At 72.1% G+C, this 1,540-nt stretch carries 2 protein-coding genes; both read left to right on the forward strand.

The genetic code is table 11. The annotated features are described in order from the left end of the window. Positions 1-1,008: 4-carboxymuconolactone decarboxylase (pcaC, locus tag QN345_RS18890; RefSeq protein ID WP_323509095.1), on the forward strand; the 1,008-nt coding region annotated here is incomplete at its 5' end. 21 nt (positions 1,009-1,029) lie between these two features. Continuing rightward, a partial coding sequence (locus tag QN345_RS18895; RefSeq protein WP_323509096.1) for a 3-oxoacid CoA-transferase subunit A occupies positions 1,030-1,540 on the forward strand: 511 nt, incomplete at its 3' end.

The raw sequence follows: 1,540 nt of genomic DNA on the forward strand, positions 1-1,540 counted from the left end.
GCACCGGAGTCCTTCCACTATGCCGGGATCTCGCTCGGCGGAGCGGTCGGGCTCGAGCTCGGCATCCGCCACCCCGGGCGCCTGCTGAGCCTCACCGTCGTCTGTTCGGCGGCACGGATCGGCACAGCGGAGGGCTGGCACGAGCGCGCCGCACAGATCCGGGCGAGCGGAACGCCCTCGATGGTGATCGGCAGCGCCGAACGCTGGTTCGCTCCGGGGTTCCTGGAGCGCGATCCCGCGGCGGGTGCCGGTGCGCTGAACCGGCTGCTCGACATCGACGACGAGTCATACGCGCTCTGCTGCGAGGCGCTCGCCGCCTTCGACGAGCGCGACGCGGTCGCCGGCATCGCCGTGCAGACGCTCTGCGTCGCCGGGGAACTCGACCTCGCCACGCCGAGTGCCCTCGTCACCGAACTCGCCGCGGCCATTCCCGGCGCCCGGTTCGCCGAGATCGCGGGAGTCGCCCACCTGCCCTCCCTCGAGCGGCCGCGGGACCTCGCAGGCCTGCTCAGGGAACAGCTCGCGGCGACGCCCCCGGCAACGTCTGCGGAGCAGCCGATCGGACTAGCCGTGGCCCAGGATCCCTCCGCACGAACGGCGGCCGAGGTGTACACCGCGGGCCTGGCCGTGCGCCGGGCCGTGCTCGGTGACACGCACGTGGATGCCGCGACGGCCGCGATCACCCCGGAGACCGCCGACTTCCAGGACTTCATCACCCGATACGCCTGGGGTGAAATCTGGACCAGGCCCGGCCTCGACCGGCGCACCCGCAGCTTCCTCACCCTCGCCTGCCTGATCACCGGCGGCCACGAGCACGAGCTCGCGATGCACGTGCGCGCCGCGCTCACCAACGGGCTCAGCCGCGCCGAGATCAGCGAGGCGATGCTGCATACCGCGATCTACGCCGGGGTGCCTGCCGCGAACTCGGCGCTCTCGATAGCCCGCACGACGTTCGCCGCCCTGGACGCGGAGGCCGCCGCCTCTGCACCGACCCCGACACTTCCCTGAACCGGACCGAAGGACTGCTCCATGGATAAGACGTTCACCTCAGCGGCGGCCGCCGTCGCGGACATCCCAGACGGCGCTTCCCTCGCCGTCGGCGGCTTCGGCCTGGTCGGCGTGCCGATCGTGCTGATCCGCGCCCTGCTCGACCGGGGCACGACAGACCTCCGGGTCGTCTCCAACAACTGCGGCGTCGACGGCTGGGGACTCGGTGAGCTGCTCAGGGAGGGCAGGATCAGCAGGGTCATCGCGTCATACATCGGCGAGAACAAGGACTTCGCTCGGCGCTACCTCGGCGGGGACCTCGAGGTCGAGCTCACTCCGCAGGGAACCCTCGCCGAGCGGCTTCGCGCGGGCGGCAGCGGCATCCCGGCGTTCTTCACCGCGAGCGGCGTCGGAACCCTGGTCGCCGACGGCGGCCTGCCCTGGCGCTACGGGCCAGACGGGGAGGTGCTGGTGTCCTCGCCGCCGAAGTGCGCGCCTCGCAGCAGCTCGATCAGCTGGTCGACCTCACCGCACGGCTCGACCGGCTGCCGCG

This window comes from Cryobacterium sp. 10I1, assembly GCF_035019805.1.
Taxonomy (GTDB): Bacteria; Actinomycetota; Actinomycetes; order Actinomycetales; family Microbacteriaceae; genus Cryobacterium; species Cryobacterium glucosi.